Raw genomic sequence first — 14,775 nt, 5'->3', positions numbered from 1 at the left:
CTGCCGTGACCGACACGCTCGAGACGTTCCGCCAAGAAACCCGCGACTGGCTCGCCGCGAACTGCCCGCCAGAGATGCGGTTGCCGATCGCGAGCGACGCCGACGTCTGCTGGGGTGGGCGCCATGCGACGCTGACCGGGCCGCAGCGGCTCTGGCTCGACCGGATGGGCGCGAAGGGCTGGACCGTCCCCGAATGGCCGGTCGCGTACGGCGGCGGCGGCCTGAGCAAGGACGAGGCGAAGGTGCTGGCGAGCGAGATGCGGGCGATCCGCGCGCGGTCGCCGCTGTCGTCGTTCGGCATCTGGATGCTCGGGCCGGCGCTGCTCAAATACGGTTCGGAGGAACAGAAGCTCGAGCATCTGCCGAAGATCGCGCGCGGCGAGATCCGCTGGTGCCAGGGCTATTCGGAGCCGGGCGCAGGGTCCGACCTTGCCGCGCTGCGGACCTCGGCGATCCTCGACGGCGACGACTATATCGTCAACGGCCAGAAGGTGTGGACGAGCTACGCCGACAAGGCCGACTGGATCTTCTGCCTCGTCCGCACCGACCCCGCCGCGCCGAAGCATCTCGGCATCAGCTTCCTGCTGTTCGACATGGCGTCGCCGGGGGTCACGACTTCGCCGATCAAGCTGATCTCGGGCTATTCGCCGTTCTGCCAGACCTTCTTCGACGATGTCCGCGTGCCCAAGGGCAATCTGATGGGCACCGCCGGCAAGGGGTGGGACATCGCCAAGTATCTGCTGACCCACGAGCGCGAGATGATCGGCGACCTCGACGACGGCCGCCGCTCGCTCAGCCAGATCGCGGTCAAGGCGCTCGGCGAGGACGGGGTCGCGCCGCTGCGGACCGACATCGTCCGCCACGAGATCAATGCGCTCGCGTTCGGCCTGACGATGGAGCGGGTCAAGGACGAGGCGAAGGCGGGGCAGGGCGTCGGCGCACTGTCGTCGATGCTCAAGTATTACGGGACCGAGCTGAACAAGCAGCGGCAGGAACTGCTGATGTCGGTCGCGGGGTCGGACGGCCTCGTCTGGGAAGGCCCGGGCAAGGGCGAGGGCGACCTGTCGCGCCACTGGCTGCGCAGCCGGGCAAATTCGATCGAGGGCGGCACCAGCGAGGTCCAGCTCAACATCATCGCCAAGCGGGTGCTGCAGCTACCGGGGGCGTGAGATGAATGGGCATCGGGCGATCGAAGTTACTGCGGTAGAAATGGCTCGCGCTGCGGGCATCAGCGACCGTGCGTTTCGCAGCAAATTGCGCGCTGCACGGTTGCTTTGGCACGTTCATAACGAGAATTGGACGGTCGAAAGCGGCAGCGCGGAACACGCTGATATGCGACGTGTGCTCAAGTCGCTGCTTGTGCGCTGAACAGGAAAAATATGGCTTTGGTACTGACCGACGACCAGACGATGATCCGCGAGTCGGCGGATGGCTTTTTCGCGAGCGAGGCTCCGGTCGGGGAACTCCGGCGGCTGCGCGATGCCGCTGATGCGACCGGGTTCGACCGCGGGTTGTGGCACAAGATGGCGGAGATGGGGTTCGCCGGGGTGCTGGTGCCCGAGGCGCACGGCGGGTCGGGCTTCGGCTATGTCGCCGCCGGGCTGCTCCAGGAGGCGGTCGGCCGCAACCTGAGCCTGTCGCCGTTGCTGTCGACCGCGATCCTCGGCGCGACTGCGTTGCTTCGCGGCGGTTCGCCCGAGCAGCAGGCGCAGTATCTGCCGCAAATCGCCAGCGGCGAACGCCTCTTCGCGCTCGCCGCCGATGAAGCGGTCCGTCACACGCCCGACCACATCGCCACCCGCGCCGAGGCGTCGGGCAACGGCTTCAAGCTCAATGGCACCAAGACCTTCGTCCTCGACGGCAACGTCGCCGACACGCTGATCGTCGCGGCGCGGACCGGCGACGACGGGAATGACGGCATCACGCTGTTCCTCGTCGATGCGAAGGCCGGCGGGGTTGCGGTCGAGCGGCGGTCGATGGTCGACAGCCGCAACGCCGCCACGATCACGCTGACCAACGTCCAGGTCGACGGCGCCGATGTCCTCGGCAGCGTCGGCGGCGGCTGGGCGATCCTCGACCGCGTTCTCGATGCCGGGCGCGCGTGCCTCGCCGCCGAGATGCTCGGCGTCGCCGGCGAGAGCTTCACCCGCACCGTCGACTATCTCAAGCAGCGCGAGCAGTTCGGCGCGAAGATCGGCAGCTTCCAGGCGCTCCAGCATCGCGCCGCGCATCTGTTCTGCGAGGTCGAGCTCGCCCGTTCGGCGACGCTGCGCGCGCTGACCGCGCTCGACGCCGACGAGGAGCGCGTGCCGCTGTTCGCCAGCCTCGCCAAGGCCAAGACCGGCGAGGTCGCCAAGCTTGCGACGAACGAGGCGGTTCAGATGCACGGCGGCATCGGCATGACCGACGACTTCGACATCGGCTTCTTCATGAAGCGCGCGCGCGCGGCGCAGGAGACTTTTGGCGATATCGCCTTCCACGGTGATCGCCTCGCGACGCTGATGGGGTACTGAGCGCGCCGTGATTACCGTCCGACGGGCGACGGTTGCGGACACCCTAGTCGTCTACGATCTCCAGTGTCGACTATGGCCCGACGACAACAGCAACGAGGACGGCGTCGCAGCACTTCTCGCGAGAGATGATTTCTCCGTGTTTCTCGCCGAACGCGACGGTGTTGCGCTCGGCCTGGCCGAAGCGACGCTGCAACATTATGTCGACGGCGCACCCGACGGTCTCAGCGGCTTCCTGCAAGGAATCTTCGTCACCGGCTACGACCGCCGCGCAGGAATCAGCAAGCTGCTGCTCGTTGCGGTCGAAGATTGGCTGCGCGCCTGCGGCGTCGGCTACCTTGGCTCGGACAGCGATTTGGACAATTCGCCCGGCGCGGCTTGGCATGAGGCGACCGGCTTCATCGAGGTGGGTCGAACGATCAATTACGCGAAGCGATTGTAAAGCGTTCGCGGGCGTTACATCAGGGGCATGAGAGACGTGGAATCGAGCCACGCCCCCTTGGGAGTTCGCCGATGACATCCGTCCTTGACCAGCAGATCGACGCCGTCGTCGCGCAGATCACCGCCCCCGGCGGCCAGCTTGCAGTCGGCCACGCGACGGTACGCGGCGCCGATTATCCGGTGTTCGACAACGCCCCGACGAACATGCGCGACTATCTCGCCTTCTTCTTCACCGCCAATGCAGCCAAGGAGTTCCTCGTCTACCGCGACGAGCGCTACACCTTCGCCGAGATTTACGCACAGGCGCAGAAGGTCGCCGCCGTCCTTCAGGCGCGCGGTATTGCCAAGGGCGACCGCGTCGCGGTGGCGATGCGCAACTATCCCGAATGGATCACGAGTTTCTGCGGCATCCACATCCTCGGCGCGGTCGCGGTGCCGATGAACGCGTGGTGGAAGGGCGAGGAACTCGCGTTCGGTGTCGCGCATAGCGGCACAAGACTCGTCATCGCCGACGAAGAACGCGCGCGGCGGCTGGCGGCGATGCCCAGCTTCACGGTGCCGGTGCTGACGGTCCGCACTTCGGCCGAAGTCGCGGCGGGGCTCGGCCTGTCACGCCTCGACGATGCGCTCGTCACGGCCGGCGCCGCGCCGTGGTATTTGCCGCCGATCGTGCCCGAGGACGACGCGACGATCATGTACACGAGCGGCTCGACCGGCATGCCGAAGGGCGCGGTATCGACCCAGCGCGCGATCGTGTCGGGGTCGCTCAACTATCTCGTCACCGGACTGGCCCTGCTCAGCCTGACCGCCGCGTCGGGCGCGCCGGCTCCTGAACAGCAGGTGATGCTGCTTAACGTCCCGCTGTTTCACATCACGGGGTCGGTGCCGGTGTTGCTCGTGTCGATCGCAATCGGGCGCAAGATGATCATCATGCACAAATGGGACGCGGGCGAGGCGCTGCGGATGATCGCCGAGGAGAAGGCGACGTATTTCGTCGGCGTGCCGACGATGAGCCTCGAGCTGATGAACCATCCCGACCGCAATAAATACGACCTGTCGAGCCTCGTCGACATCGCCAGCGGCGGCGCCCCCCGCCCGCCCGAGCACGTCGATCGGCTCGAGCACACCTTCCCCGGCAAGCACCCGGTCCAGGGCTATGGCCTGACTGAGACCAACGGCGTCGGCGCGGGCATCTACCGTGACAATTACCTCGCCAAGCCGGCATCGACCGGACGCGCAGCGGCTCCGCTGGTCGAGATCGGCATCTTCGACGATGCGATGGTCGCGCAGCCCAGCGGGACAGTCGGCGAAATCTGCATAAAGTCGGTCGCCAACGTCCGCGGCTATTGGCGCAATCCAGAGGCGACCGCGGCGGCGTTCATGCCGGGCGGCTGGTTCCGCACCGGCGACCTCGGCTATCTCGACGCCGACGCCTATCTGTTCATCGTCGACCGCAAGAAGGACATCATCATCCGCGGTGGCGAGAACATCAGCTGCCAGGAGGTCGAGGCCGCGCTCTACGCCCATCCGGCGGTGGCCGAGGCGAGCGTCTTCGGCCTACCCGACGACCGGCTCGGCGAGCTCGTCGGCGCGGTGGTCTATCCGAAGCCCGGCGCGGCACTCGAGGCGGAGGCGTTGACCCAGTTCGTCGCGCGCGACCTCGCTTCGTTCAAGGTCCCCGCGCACATCTGGTTCAGCGACGAACTGCTGCCCAAGCTCGGCAGCGCCAAGATCGACAAGGTCGCGCTGCGGCAACGCTACCGGCAGCTCTTTGCAGAAACCAGTCACATCTACTCGGCACCTGCGGTATAAGGCGTCCTGGCTAGGAGCATTTTCGATGTTCACGAACATGGTCGAGGGAACCGCCGAGGACTGGGGGCATATCGCCCGCGAGCACGGCACCCATCAGAAATCGGCCGCCCCGCTCCAGATCATGGAGTCGCTCGCCCGGCTCGACGCGATCGAAGTCGGTTTCGCCGCGTCGCAGCTCGGCCACAGCCTGATGGCGGCGACGCTTGCGCGGCGGGCGGGGGCACCGGACGAGGAGATCGTCGCGGCGCTGTGCCACGACCTCGGCAAATTGATGAGCATCCCCAACCACGGCGCGATCGCCGCCGAGATCCTCAAGCCCTACGTCCGCGACGACATCTACCACGCGGTCAAGCACCACCAGGCGTTCCAGGGCCGCTATTACTATGAATATATGGGGCAATCCCCGACGATGCGCGAAGATTTCCGCAGCGAGCCGTGGTTCGCCTTTGCCGAGAAGCTCGTCGACGAATGGGATGCCCCGGCGTTCGACCCCGACTTCCCGGCAGACAGCCTCGCCAGCTTCGAACCCGAGGTGACTCGCGTCTTCAGCGCGCCGAAGCGGATATTCTGACGGTCTAAACCGTCGCGACTCGTCGCGACGGCAGGCGGACCAACACCAGCGCGGTCGCGACCAGCGCCATCCCGAGCGCCTCGACGCCGCTGACCCCTTCGCCGAAGCGGAGCGCGCCGATCGTCGCCGAGATCGCCGGCTGGACGAGCAAGGTCAGCCCGATGACGAGCGGCGGCAAATAGCCCATCGCGAAGATGATCAGCCCCTGGCCGATCACCTGGCTGCCGATCGCGAGCAAAATCAACGGGGTCCAGTCGTGCGGCCAGAACCCGGCCCCCGGCGCGGTCATCGCCAGCGCTGCCGGGAGCAGCGCAATTGCCCCGAACGCTGTCGCCATCGCCAGCAGCGTCAGCGGCGCGACCTGCGAGCGGACGCGGTCGACGACGATGAAATAGGCGGCGTAAAATGCTCCGGCCGCCATGCAGATCAGGTCGCCGACGAGATGCGTGCCCGACACGTCGGCGCTGCGCCCGAGGAGCAGACCGATCCCGGCGGCTGCGCACAACAACGCAGCAATTGCGGAGCGTCCCGGCAGGGTGCGGGTGACGATGAAGCCGTAGGCCGGGAGGATGAAGCTCGCCGAATTGCCCATCAGCGTCGCGTTGGCCAGCGTCGTCCGCTTGATCCCGAGGTGCCACAGCGCGAGGTCGGCGGCGAAGAAGGCTCCCGCCAGCGCGATCACGCCGACCGCCGAAAGTGACGGCCGCACAACAGCCGCACCGCTGTCCGCACGGCGCACTCCCGTGGCGACACGCGCCAGCACGATGAGTGGCCCAATCGCGAGCGCAAGCCGCCAGAATGCCGACGACACCGGCGCGACATCGGCGAGCCGGACGAGCCACGGCCCGAAGGCGAGCGCGGCGCTGCCGGTGAGCATCGCGGGGAAGGCAAGGCGGGCGGGGGTCATGCGCGCGGGGGTATCGGGCGGGGACGGCGGGGGCAAGGGGCGCTCCTTGCTCGATCCTCCCCGGCTTCGGGGAGGGGGACCGCGCGCGTCTTCAGCGCGTGGTGGAGGGGCGGTGGGGCAAGCTCAGACTGCGTGCTCGCGCCGCCGCCCCTCCGTCGCGCACCCGCGCGCCAGCTCCCCGAAAGGCGGGGAGGATCATGTAGTCTCACATCGCCGAGATACCGCCGTCGATGTACAGCTCGGTCCCGGTCACGAACTTCGCTTCGTCCGACACCAGATACACCGCGCCCCACGCGACATCGTCGGGCTCGCCGACGCGGCCGAGGGGTATCTGCCGTCCGAGCTTCGCCAGTCCTTCGGCGCGCTCGATGCCGCCGACGAGATTGTCGAGGATCGGCGTGTCGATGAACACCGGGTGGATCGAGTTGCAGGTGATATTGTAGCGCTGCCTGGCACAGTGGAGCGCGACCGACTTCGACAGATGCCGGACCGCTGCCTTCGCCGAGTTGTACGCTGCCATGTTGGCGCTGGCGATGACCCCGGCGATCGACGAGATGTTAAGGATCGAGCCGTGCCTGCCGTCGCGGGCGCACGACGCCGCCATCAGCGGCAGCGCAAGCTTGCAGCCGTAGAAGACGCTGTCGAGGTCGACGGCGTGAAGGTGCCGCCAGTCGTCGAAGCTCGTGCTTTCGACCGTCCCGCCGGTGCCGATGCCGGCGTTGTTGACGAGGATGTGCAGGCCGCCGAAGGTCTTCTCGGCGAACGCCAGCGCGGCGGTCCATTCGTCGGGCGAGGTGACGTCGTGCGCGATCGCTGCCGCCGCATCGCCGAGCGTCGTGGCATGGCGCTCGGCCCCAGCGCCGTTGAGATCGGTCAGCACGACTCGCGCGCCCTCGGCGACGAACTTTGCCGCCATCGCCGCGCCGAGCCCCGACGCCGCCCCGGTGACGAGTGCCACCTTTCCCGCCAGCCGACCGTTTGCCATGTGCATCTCCCTGATTGTGGCGACCCTTAGCGCGGACGCTCACGAGAGCAAACCGAACAGCGCATGCTGCGCCGATACCGTGCAGCAACGCCGCGCAGCAATCTGCACAATAAGCCTTGCGCCTCGCCGCGATTGTCGTAGCCTTGGCTGAATAACGGGGCACAATGCCTCATCCGCGGGGGTGGAAATCATGAAGAACATCTGGCTGGCGTCGTGCGCGTTGATCGCGGCGAGCGGAGGCGGCGGCGCGGCGGTCGGCCAGACGGCACCACCGGTAGCGCCGGCCACTGCTGCTGCGACCGCGTTCGACGCCAACGACATCATCATCACTGCAACGCGCCGCAGCCAGGTTCTGTCCGACGTGCCGATCGCGGTCAGCGCGGTCTCGGCCGAACAGCTGCAGAATTCGGGCGGCAGCGATATCCGCCAATTGAACCAGCTCGCGCCGTCGCTGCTCGTCTCGTCGGCGACCAACGAAGCCTCGGGGGTCGCGCGGATCCGCGGCATCGGCACGGTCGGCGAAAATCCGGGGCTCGAATCGTCGGTCGCGGTGTTTATCGACGGCGTCTATCGCAGCCGGACCGGCGTCGGCTTGACCGAACTCGGCGAGGTCGACCGCATCGAGGTCCTGCGCGGACCGCAGGGGACGCTATTCGGGCGCAACGCCTCGGCGGGGCTGATCAACATCATCACCAAGGGGCCGTCGTTCGACCTCGGAGGCAATGCCGAAGCAAGCTACGGCAACTTCAATTATTACCGCCTCGCGGGCAGCGTCACCGGGCCGGTCGTCGGCGACAAGATCGCGGCGCGGATCGACGGCGTCTACGTCAAGCGCGACGGGCTTCTGCTCACCGACTCGATCTCGGGGCGCAAGACCGGTGACCGCGACCGCTACCTGATTCGCGGGCAGTTGCTGATCAAGCCGACCGACGACCTCAATATCCGGCTGATCGGCGATTACAGCCACAAGGCCGAGGAATGCTGCGCGGCGGCGTTCCTCAGCCCAGCACGTAACCTGTCGCGCGACGCACAGGGCAATCTCGTGTCGTCGCCGAACAGCCTGATCCCGATCATCAACGCGCTCGGCGGCGTCATCAACCAGTCGACCGGCAGCACCCCGTTCAGCCGCTTCGACTCGATCACCCCGGGGGTCAATTATCACCAGCGGAGCAAGGATTTCGGCCTGTCGGGCGAGGTCAACTGGGATCTCGGCGCGGTCAAGCTGACCTCGATCAGCGCGTACCGGGTCTATGAGGCGAACAACGGCTCCGACGCCGATTTCGAAAACCTCGACATCCTTCGCCGCAACGATCTCGACCGCAAGTTCAAGACATTCACCCAGGAACTCCGCCTTCAGGGGACCGCATTCGCCAACCACCTCGATTTCCTCGTCGGCGCCTATTACGCCCATGAGAACCTGACGGTGCGTGACGACCTGAAGTTCGGGGCCGATGCCGAACGCTATTCGAATTGCGTCCTCGCCGACAATTTCGCCCGCGCGCTCGGCGTCGGCGCGGCATTGGTCAACGTCGCCGACTCGAGCTGCTTCAACCGGACGACCGCGGCGGCGTTGCTCGGCAGCGCGGCGGTGCCGGCGTCGGTCAAGGGGCAGATCGCGTTGCTGTCGGGCCTGTCGTCGCCCGCGAATTCAATCGGCGGCTTCCGTTCGGTGGCCAACGCGATCGGCTTTCCCACGGCATCGCCGCTGTTCGGCGGCACCGGCGTCGTCCGCGACGTGTTCGACCAGACGAGCCGCAACTATGCCTTCTTTACCCACAACGTCATCAGCATCGTCCCCGACAAACTCCTGCTGACGATCGGCGCGCGCTACACCAACGAACAGAAGACGCTCGATACGAGCTTCAACCACAACAACATTTTCTGCGCGGCGCTGCGGGCGTCGCCGCTCGCCGCGCTGGGCGGGCTGCCGTGCGCGATCAACGGCACGAGCGGGACCGGCTTCACCACCGCGACCGACCCCGGTGCGACGAAGAACGAGGACCGCGTCACCGGTGCCGCGATCTTGTCGTACAAGCCGTCGAAAGCGGTCCTGACCTACGCGTCCTACTCACGCGGGTATAAGGCGGGCGGGTTCAACCTCGACACGTCGGCACTCAACGCCGCCAAGCCTCAGGCGTCGAACCTGCGCTTCGAACCCGAACTCGTCACCAACTACGAGCTCGGCGCGAAGCTCGACCTGCGCCAGTTCAAGCTCAACGGCGCGCTGTTCTACGAGGAGTTCGACCAGTTCCAGCTCAACACCTTCAACGGCGTCAATTTCGAGGTGACCAACATCCAGGGCTGCGCCGACAGCGTTGCCGGCGGGACCAACACCGTCGCGACCACGGTGACGTGCGCGTCGAACCGGGCGCGACCGGGCGTCGTTTCGAAGGGTGCCGAGCTCGAGGCGTTCATCTATCCGGCGAAGGACGTCACCTTCACCGCGGGCTTCACCTACCAGGATACGAAATACGCGAAGAACCTGACCGGGCTCGGCGGCATCCCGCTCGCCCCGACGCTGTTCCAGTTGCCCGGCAGCCAGTTGTCGAACGCCTCGGTCTATACGACGACGGGATCGGTGGCGTGGACCCCGGCGATCGACGAGAACTTCTCCGCGCTGGCGTATCTCGACTTCCGCTACCAGTCTGACCTCAACACCGGCTCGGACCTCGACGCCGAGAAAATGCAGAACGGCTTCATCCTCGTCAACGCGCGGATCGGGCTGTACGGCAAGGGGCATCGCTACGGCATTGAGCTCTGGTCGCAGAACCTGCTCAACCAGCAATACCAGCAGGTTGCCGCCGACGCCCCGCTTCAGGGCGGCGGCACGATCAACGCCACGGCGAAGTACGGCACCTCGACGAACCAGCTGTATATCGTCTTTCCCGCCGAGCCGCGGACCTTCGGGGTAACCGTCCGTGCGAAATTCTGACGCACGAACGAAAAAGGAACATCATCGGGTCTAGCCGGTTTTCTTGTCGATCAAAGGAGACCGACAATGGCCGACGAAACCGCCAACCCGAAGACCAACCCGACGTCGAACGCGGAGAAGGATCCGCACGACTGGACGACGGGGGCCGAGCCGATGACCGGGGCGCAGGCGTCGTATCTCAAGACGCTGAGCGAAGAGGCGCACGAGGAGTTCGATCCCGAGCTGACCAAGGCCGATGCCTCGTTGCGCATCGACGAGCTTCAGGAGACGACCGGGCGCGGCAAGTAGCGCCTACGACGCCGCCGCGACCGCCGCGTGAACCGCGGGCAGGTCGTCGGCGTGCAGGTCGCCGGTGAACCGTGCGCGGACGAAGCCGTGCCCGTCGACGACCCAGGTTTCTGGAATGCCGGTCGTGCCAAGCGCCGCTTGGACCGCCGAGTGCGGGTCGAGCTCGACATGGTCGAACTTGCTGTGCGTCGCCGCGATGAACGTGGCGGCGTCGCCCGGCGTATCGCGGACGGCAATGCCGACGATAACGAGACCCGCATCATGGAGCGCTGCTAGCTGAGGTGCCTCGGCGCGGCACGGCACACACCATGACGCGAACAGATTGACCAGCGTGACGTGTCCGGCGCGGAGCCCGGCGTCGGTCAGCGGCGGTGTGCCCGACAGCGAGGCGAGCGCGAGCGGGGGGAAGGGCGCGCCGATTGCGGGGTGGTCGACCGGACGCTGTGACCAGCGATAGCCGAGCAGAACTACCGCCAAGCCCAGCGCGACCGGGGCAACAATGCGGCTCGGTCGCCGCCACAAGGTCATCGGCTCAACCGACGCGCCCGACCTTGTGAAGCGACCCCGCGACCTCGGGGGGCATGTATTTCTCGTCGTGCTTGGCGAGGACAGTGTCGGCCATGAACACGCCGCCGGGGCCGAACCGCCCTTCGGTAATCACGCCCTGCCCCTCGCGGAACAGGTCGGGGACGATGCCGGTGTAGCGCACCGGGACTTCGCGGGCGTTGTCGGTGACGCGGAAGGCGATCGTCAACCCGTCGGATTGCTTCGCCACCGACCCGCGCTCGACGAGCCCGCCGAGGCGGATCGCGGTGCCGGGTTCGGGGGCGTGGGCGAAGACATCGCTCGGCGCATAGAAATACGTCGCCTTGTCGCCCAACGCACTCAGCGCCAACGTGCTTGCGCCACCGAGCGTAATCAAAGCAGCACACAGCAGGACGAGCCGCTGATGCTTCGGCTTCAATTTGCTCATCGACGCTTCGCCTTCGCTGCTGCGGCCTCGGCGCGCCGCATCGTCAGCCAGCTCCACGCGAGGACGCCGACCATCCCGGCGATCGTCAGCGCATAGCTCGGATAAACGAATTCAGCGTGGTTCACGCGTAAGCCTCCGCAAGCCGCCGTCCGCGCGCCTCGACCATTTGGCGGGCAAGCGCGGCGCGCATCCGCATCAGCACGATGCCGCCGAACAGCAGACTGAAACCCGCGAGCGAGGTCAGCAGCGGCAGCAGCATCGCCGGATCGATCGTCGACTTGGTCAGCGTGATCGATGGCCCCTGGTGGAGCGTGTTCCACCATTCGACCGAAAACTTGATGATCGGCAGGTTGACCACGCCGACGAGCGCGAGGATCGCCGCGCCGCGGCCGAGGGTGACATCGCCCCCGTGGCGCTCATCCTCGGCACCGGCGAGCGCGAGATAGCCGATGTACAGGAACAGCAGCACGAGCATCGACGTCAGCCGCGCATCCCACACCCAGTACGTCCCCCACGTCGGCTTGCCCCACAGCGAGCCGGTAACGAGGCAGATGGCGGTAAACAAGGCGCCGACCGGAGCGATCGCGCGCGCTGCGATCGCCGCGAGCGGGTGCCGCCAGACGAGCGCGACGGCGCTGGCGATAGCGAGGCCGAGGTAGCCGCCGCTCGCCAGCCACGCAGCGGGAACATGAACGTACATGATGCGAACGCTGTCGCCCTGCTGATAATCGGGCGGCGACGCGAACAGACCGATCCACAGCCCGACCGCGGCGAGCACGAGCCCGCTCAACGTCAGCACCGGCGTGCAGACGCGTGCGATGCGGAGGAAGCGGGCGGGATTGGCGAAGCGATGCATGCGATATCCATTTAACATCGCGGCCGGCGATTGGCACCCCGGCCGCGACGCCATGACGTCAGGCACGAATCACGCCGCCTTGCACGCCGTCTTGTCCTTGTTGCCCGCCTTCGAACAATCGTAGTGAACGACCTTGCCGTTCTTCTGCGTCGCGGCGACGAGGTTCGGGTTGGCCGGCTTCGCGGCGGCAGCCCGCGGCGCAGCTGCCATTGCTGGCTTGGCCGCCATCGGCGTCGCGGCGAGCGGTGCGGTCGGCTTGGCGGCGACGACCGGCGGGACGACGACGTTCTTGCACGCTGCCTTATTCTTGTTGCCAGCCTTGGTGCAGTCGTAGTTCATCGCCGCCTTCGCGGGCGCCGGCGTCGTCGCGGCGGGAACCGCGGGCCGCGTCGTCGCGGTCACGCCTGCCGGGGTCACGTTCTTGCACGCGGCCTTGGTCTTGTTACCGGCCTTGGTGCAATCGTAGTTCATGCCCTTGACCGGCGTCACGGCCTGCGGCGCGGGCGGTGCGGCATGAGCGGCTGCGGCGGCGAGGCCGAAGGCGGCGGCGAGCGCGAAAATCTTGAGCGTCATCGAATATCCCCTCCGTGCGACACCGGCTGATCCGACCGCACGATGGCATTAATGCTCCGCGAAAGCTGCACCCGCAATGTACCAAATTGTCTATTCGAGCGCGGATTTCAGCGCCGCCGCCGCCGCGAACGGCGTAAGCGCGACGAGGACGAGGCTGCTCGCGGTGAGGAGCTTGAGCGCGCCGTCGCCGCCGACCCCGACGCCGAAGATCAAAACCGGCAACGCCAGCGGCAGTGCGATCAGCCCGGCGAGCGCGCCGCCGCCGCGCAGCCCCGTCGTCAGGCTCGCGGCGAGCAGCGCGAGCGCGGCGAGCGCGGGGGTGCCGAGGAGGAGGGCGAGCGCGAGTTGGCCCATGACCGCGAACGGGACGCCGAGCAGGATGCCTGCGACCGGCAGCGCGAGCAGCAGCGGCCCGGCAAAGCCCAGCCAGTGCGCGATGAGGCGCGCCGCCGCCCACACTTCGAGCGCGATGCCGCGCGTGACGATCTGGTCGAGCGTCCCGTCGGCGCGGTCGGGTTCGACCAAAGTCTCGACCGGCAGCAGGCTGGCGAGGAGCGCCGCGACCCAGACCACGCCGGGAGCGATCCGAGCGAGCAGCCGCGCGTCGGGGCCGACCGCGAATGGAAACAGCGCGCCAACGAGGACGAAGAACAGCACCGGCAGCACGAGCGTGCCCGGCCGCCGCAACGCCAGCGCGAGATCGCGGCGGACGAGGGTGAGGAAGATCATGCGCCGAGCCGGAGGGCTTGCGGGCGGTCGATGCCGATCTCGCCGTGGGTGACCGCGACGACGAGTCCACCCGCCGCGCGATGCCGCTCGATCGCTGCCGCGAGCAGCCCGAGCGACGCGGTGTCGAGGCCGACTCCGGGTTCGTCGAGCAGCCACAGCTCGGCCCCCGACGCCAGCGCCCGCGCCAAAGCTGCGCGCCGCCGCTGCCCGCTCGACAGAATACCGGCAGGGAGGTCGACAAGCGGCGTCAGGGCGAACGCCGCCACCGCCGCCGCGACCGCCGCTGGTTCGGCACCGTCGAGCCGCGCCCAATGCGCGAGCTCGTCGGCAAGCGTCACCCCCGGCTTGAGCGCGACGTCATGCCCCGCCCACGCGACCCGATACGGATTGTCGATCGTCCCCGCCGCCGGGGCGAGCAGGCCCCCGAGCAGCCGCAACAGGCTCGACTTGCCCGCGCCGTTGGGTCCTTCGACCTGAAGCGCCTCGCCGGGGCGGAGGGTAAACGATACGCCGTCGAACACCCGCCGCCCGCCGCGGTCGCAGGCGAGGTCGGTGGCGATGAGGACGGTCGAGGATGGCACGGACACGTCTCCCCCTAGCCCGGCCATGAGCGAACCGCTACAGCGCGGCATGCCCGTTCCCCGCCGCACGCCCAGCCCGACCGTCAAGGCGATCCTCGACTTCGCGCCGTTGCTCGTCTTCTTCATCGCCAATCGCGTCGCCGATATCTACGTCGCGACCGGCGCGGTGATGGCGACGACTTTGCTGTCGATGGCGATCGCGCACTTCCGCTATGGGCGCATCCCGCCGATGCTGTGGCTGGTCGGGGTGATGGTCTTCGTCTTCGGCACCGCGACGCTGCTCCTCCACGATCCGGCGTTCATCAAGATCAAGCTGACGGTGATCTACGTCCTGCTCGCCGCCGTGCTGATCTTCGGCGCGGTGACCGGGCGGCCGCTGCTCAAGCTCGTCCTTGGCGATGCTTTTACCGGGTTGAGCGATGCCGGCTGGGCGAAGCTGACGCGCAACTGGATCGTCTTCTTCATCGCGCTCGCGGTGCTGAACGAGGTGCTTCGGCGCAACCTCTCGACCGACGATTGGGTGACGTTCAAGGTGTGGGGCGTGACCGCGCTGACCTTCGTCTTCGCGCTGGCGCAGACGCCGATCCTGATGCGGCATACTCCGCCGACGGAGTAGG

General features: G+C 67.3%; 17 protein-coding genes. 8 read left to right on the top strand and 9 right to left on the bottom strand.

Annotation, left to right across the window (positions count from 1 at the left end):
• Positions 1 to 5 precede the first annotated feature (5 nt).
• The 5 genes from KTC28_RS01300 to KTC28_RS01280 all read left to right on the top strand — a co-directional run bounded on the left by KTC28_RS01300 (position 6) and on the right by KTC28_RS01280 (position 5,334).
• Complete coding sequence (locus KTC28_RS01300; protein WP_216710118.1) at positions 6 to 1,169, top strand: acyl-CoA dehydrogenase family protein; 1,164 nt, start codon at positions 6 to 8, stop codon at positions 1,167 to 1,169.
• Positions 1,170 to 1,379: 210 nt separating this feature from the next.
• Complete coding sequence (locus KTC28_RS01295) at positions 1,380 to 2,513, top strand: acyl-CoA dehydrogenase family protein (protein ID WP_216710117.1); 1,134 nt, start codon at positions 1,380 to 1,382, stop codon at positions 2,511 to 2,513.
• A 7-nt stretch (positions 2,514 to 2,520) separates the two neighbouring features.
• Positions 2,521 to 2,952, top strand: coding sequence for a GNAT family N-acetyltransferase (locus KTC28_RS01290; protein WP_216710116.1), 432 nt, complete (start codon positions 2,521 to 2,523; stop codon positions 2,950 to 2,952).
• A 71-nt stretch (positions 2,953 to 3,023) separates the two neighbouring features.
• Positions 3,024 to 4,763 (top strand): class I adenylate-forming enzyme family protein, encoded by a 1,740-nt coding sequence (locus tag KTC28_RS01285; RefSeq protein ID WP_216710115.1) that lies wholly within the window; start codon positions 3,024 to 3,026, stop codon positions 4,761 to 4,763.
• A 25-nt stretch (positions 4,764 to 4,788) separates the two neighbouring features.
• On the top strand, positions 4,789 to 5,334 hold the full coding sequence (locus tag KTC28_RS01280) for an HD domain-containing protein (protein WP_216710114.1): 546 nt from the start codon (positions 4,789 to 4,791) through the stop codon (positions 5,332 to 5,334).
• A 4-nt stretch (positions 5,335 to 5,338) separates the two neighbouring features.
• Here the strand turns inward: KTC28_RS01280 and KTC28_RS01275 are convergent, their stop codons facing one another.
• Positions 5,339 to 6,277, bottom strand: a complete 939-nt coding sequence (locus KTC28_RS01275) for a DMT family transporter (protein WP_255602168.1) — start codon at positions 6,275 to 6,277, stop codon at positions 5,339 to 5,341.
• A 169-nt stretch (positions 6,278 to 6,446) separates the two neighbouring features.
• The gene (locus KTC28_RS01270; RefSeq protein WP_216710113.1) at positions 6,447 to 7,226 is read right to left on the bottom strand and encodes a glucose 1-dehydrogenase; all 780 of its coding nucleotides are present in this window, start codon (positions 7,224 to 7,226) and stop codon (positions 6,447 to 6,449) included.
• Positions 7,227 to 7,416: 190 nt separating this feature from the next.
• On the opposite strand from KTC28_RS01270, the gene KTC28_RS01265 reads away from it, so the two are divergent.
• Positions 7,417 to 10,158 carry a TonB-dependent receptor gene (locus tag KTC28_RS01265; RefSeq protein WP_216710112.1) on the top strand — a complete coding sequence of 914 codons (2,742 nt, stop codon included), beginning with the start codon at positions 7,417 to 7,419 and terminating at the stop codon, positions 10,156 to 10,158.
• Between the two features lie 66 nt (positions 10,159 to 10,224).
• Positions 10,225 to 10,446: a DUF3072 domain-containing protein gene (locus tag KTC28_RS01260; protein WP_216710111.1), complete on the top strand. Its 222-nt coding sequence runs from the start codon at positions 10,225 to 10,227 to the stop codon at positions 10,444 to 10,446.
• A gap of 3 nt (positions 10,447 to 10,449) precedes the next feature.
• Here the strand turns inward: KTC28_RS01260 and KTC28_RS01255 are convergent, their stop codons facing one another.
• The 7 genes from KTC28_RS01255 to ccmA form a co-directional block, all read right to left on the bottom strand.
• Positions 10,450 to 10,974, bottom strand: coding sequence for a redoxin family protein (locus KTC28_RS01255; protein WP_216710110.1), 525 nt, complete (start codon positions 10,972 to 10,974; stop codon positions 10,450 to 10,452).
• Positions 10,975 to 10,978: 4 nt separating this feature from the next.
• On the bottom strand, positions 10,979 to 11,419 hold the full coding sequence (ccmE, locus tag KTC28_RS01250; RefSeq protein ID WP_370647509.1) for a cytochrome c maturation protein CcmE: 441 nt from the start codon (positions 11,417 to 11,419) through the stop codon (positions 10,979 to 10,981).
• Positions 11,416 to 11,544, bottom strand: coding sequence for a heme exporter protein CcmD (gene ccmD / locus KTC28_RS01245; protein WP_216710109.1), 129 nt, complete (start codon positions 11,542 to 11,544; stop codon positions 11,416 to 11,418). Before ccmD ends, ccmE begins: the two co-directional genes overlap by 4 nt.
• Positions 11,541 to 12,275, bottom strand: coding sequence for a heme ABC transporter permease (locus KTC28_RS01240; RefSeq protein ID WP_216710108.1), 735 nt, complete (start codon positions 12,273 to 12,275; stop codon positions 11,541 to 11,543). Before KTC28_RS01240 ends, ccmD begins: the two co-directional genes overlap by 4 nt.
• A gap of 69 nt (positions 12,276 to 12,344) precedes the next feature.
• Positions 12,345 to 12,848: a hypothetical protein gene (locus tag KTC28_RS01235; RefSeq protein WP_216710107.1), complete on the bottom strand. Its 504-nt coding sequence runs from the start codon at positions 12,846 to 12,848 to the stop codon at positions 12,345 to 12,347.
• A 90-nt stretch (positions 12,849 to 12,938) separates the two neighbouring features.
• A complete protein-coding gene (gene ccmB / locus KTC28_RS01230) occupies positions 12,939 to 13,577 on the bottom strand; it encodes a heme exporter protein CcmB (RefSeq protein ID WP_216710106.1) in 639 nt (212 codons plus the stop codon).
• A complete protein-coding gene (gene ccmA, locus KTC28_RS01225) occupies positions 13,574 to 14,164 on the bottom strand; it encodes a heme ABC exporter ATP-binding protein CcmA (protein ID WP_255602166.1) in 591 nt (196 codons plus the stop codon). Before ccmA ends, ccmB begins: the two co-directional genes overlap by 4 nt.
• A 19-nt stretch (positions 14,165 to 14,183) precedes the next feature.
• On the opposite strand from ccmA, the gene ispZ reads away from it, so the two are divergent.
• On the top strand, positions 14,184 to 14,774 hold the full coding sequence (gene ispZ, locus KTC28_RS01220) for a septation protein IspZ (RefSeq protein ID WP_255602165.1): 591 nt from the start codon (positions 14,184 to 14,186) through the stop codon (positions 14,772 to 14,774).
• Position 14,775 lies beyond the last annotated feature (1 nt).

This window comes from Polymorphobacter megasporae, from assembly GCF_018982885.2.
Lineage (GTDB): Bacteria > Pseudomonadota > Alphaproteobacteria > Sphingomonadales > Sphingomonadaceae > Polymorphobacter_B > Polymorphobacter_B megasporae.
The sequence above is the reverse complement of the archived record's forward strand: the minus strand, read 5'-3'. Positions and strand labels throughout refer to the sequence as shown.

What these genes read in the sequence shown, in the direction of transcription:
- KTC28_RS01235 (WP_216710107.1), bottom strand. Translation starts at nt 12,848, where the DNA reads ATGACGCTCAAGATTTTCGCGCTCGCCGCCGCCTTCGGCCTCGCCGCC.
- ccmB (WP_216710106.1), bottom strand. Translation starts at nt 13,577, where the DNA reads ATGATCTTCCTCACCCTCGTCCGCCGCGATCTCGCGCTGGCGTTGCGG.
- KTC28_RS01280 (WP_216710114.1), top strand. Translation starts at nt 4,789, where the DNA reads ATGTTCACGAACATGGTCGAGGGAACCGCCGAGGACTGGGGGCATATC.
- ccmE (WP_370647509.1), bottom strand. Translation starts at nt 11,419, where the DNA reads ATGAGCAAATTGAAGCCGAAGCATCAGCGGCTCGTCCTGCTGTGTGCT.
- KTC28_RS01240 (WP_216710108.1), bottom strand. Translation starts at nt 12,275, where the DNA reads ATGCATCGCTTCGCCAATCCCGCCCGCTTCCTCCGCATCGCACGCGTC.
- KTC28_RS01295 (WP_216710117.1), top strand. Translation starts at nt 1,380, where the DNA reads ATGGCTTTGGTACTGACCGACGACCAGACGATGATCCGCGAGTCGGCG.
- KTC28_RS01285 (WP_216710115.1), top strand. Translation starts at nt 3,024, where the DNA reads ATGACATCCGTCCTTGACCAGCAGATCGACGCCGTCGTCGCGCAGATC.
- KTC28_RS01270 (WP_216710113.1), bottom strand. Translation starts at nt 7,226, where the DNA reads ATGGCAAACGGTCGGCTGGCGGGAAAGGTGGCACTCGTCACCGGGGCG.
- KTC28_RS01265 (WP_216710112.1), top strand. Translation starts at nt 7,417, where the DNA reads ATGAAGAACATCTGGCTGGCGTCGTGCGCGTTGATCGCGGCGAGCGGA.
- KTC28_RS01255 (WP_216710110.1), bottom strand. Translation starts at nt 10,974, where the DNA reads ATGACCTTGTGGCGGCGACCGAGCCGCATTGTTGCCCCGGTCGCGCTG.
- KTC28_RS01260 (WP_216710111.1), top strand. Translation starts at nt 10,225, where the DNA reads ATGGCCGACGAAACCGCCAACCCGAAGACCAACCCGACGTCGAACGCG.
- ispZ (WP_255602165.1), top strand. Translation starts at nt 14,184, where the DNA reads ATGAGCGAACCGCTACAGCGCGGCATGCCCGTTCCCCGCCGCACGCCC.